This is a genomic window from Mesorhizobium sp. M4B.F.Ca.ET.089.01.1.1, from assembly GCF_004022605.1.
Classification (GTDB): domain Bacteria; phylum Pseudomonadota; class Alphaproteobacteria; order Rhizobiales; family Rhizobiaceae; genus Mesorhizobium; species Mesorhizobium abyssinicae.
The window spans coordinates 1-986 of record NZ_RZOS01000933.1 but is presented as its reverse complement, the minus strand read 5'-3'; the positions used below and the strand labels follow the sequence as shown (position 1 = coordinate 986).

General features: G+C 58.4%; 2 protein-coding genes. Both read right to left on the bottom strand.

Features of this window, described 5'->3' with window-relative positions; genetic code table 11:
- The coding region (locus EN780_RS35140) for an ABC transporter permease (RefSeq protein WP_133372903.1) at window positions 1-607 on the bottom strand (607 nt) is incomplete at its 3' end.
- A 7-nt stretch (window positions 608-614) separates the two neighbouring features.
- Window positions 615-986 (bottom strand): TOBE domain-containing protein (locus EN780_RS35135; protein WP_128276533.1); only part of this gene is annotated, 372 nt, incomplete at its 5' end.

Sequence of the window (986 nt, the reverse complement as noted above, 5' to 3'; positions counted from 1 at the left end):
CGCCCGGCATGCTGAGAGGGAAGAAAACGCGCCAGAAAGCTGTGGCCGGTCGCGCGCCCATGCTGCGAGCCGCCGCCATCAGTGATTTGTCGATGCCCATCATGGCACTGACCAGAGGCAAGATCATCATAGGCAGCATGATGTGCACCATTCCGATATAGACGGCCATGCGGTTGTAGATAAGTGGCAGCGGACTGGAAATAAGGCCGTGGTCAACCAGCAGATTGTTTATCAGACCGCCATCGCCAAGGATCACGATCCACGCATAGGTCACGACCAGTCCACTGGTCAGATAGGGCACCAGGACGAGCACAATGAGCGCCATGCGTAGCCGTTTCGAGGCGGCCACGATCAGATAGGCCGTGGGATAGCCGATAAGGAGGCAGATAGCCGTGGCTACTACACTAATCTCGATGGTCTGGAAGAGAACGCGCACATTTGCCGGCTGGCCGAAGAACGCCTTATAGTTGCCAGTCGAAAAAGCCGGTGCGTTAAAGCTGGTCAGGAAGAGCTGAACAATTGGTATGCCGAATACCACGAGAAGCACGGCAAGGGCCGGCCCAGTGAGAGCGATGGGCATTCGGCCAAATTCCCGAAGCGTCTTCATCAGAACCTCACGCCGTGACAAAGCGAACGTCGGACCGCAGCCAGTCGAGGCGTACCTCATCGCCAGGTCGGAAGATCTGTTGGCCCGCAGCCACGTGCTCGCGAACGATAAGCACACTGTCCCCGGCGCGCACTTGGTATTTCCGCAACGGGCCAGCATAAATCATGTCTTCGACAACGCCAGTGACAAATTGTCTTTGGTCCGCGTCGGCTCGCCTTTGAGCCCCCCGAGCGGCAACGCAGATACGCTCCGGCCGGAGCATCGCGACAGTGCCCAAGGGCGGCGCGGCATCGGATTCGACTTTGAACCCGCAATTCTCGAGGGCATTAGCCTCGCCCATAAAGTTCGCCACGAATTGTGTCGCGGGCCGGTCATAGAG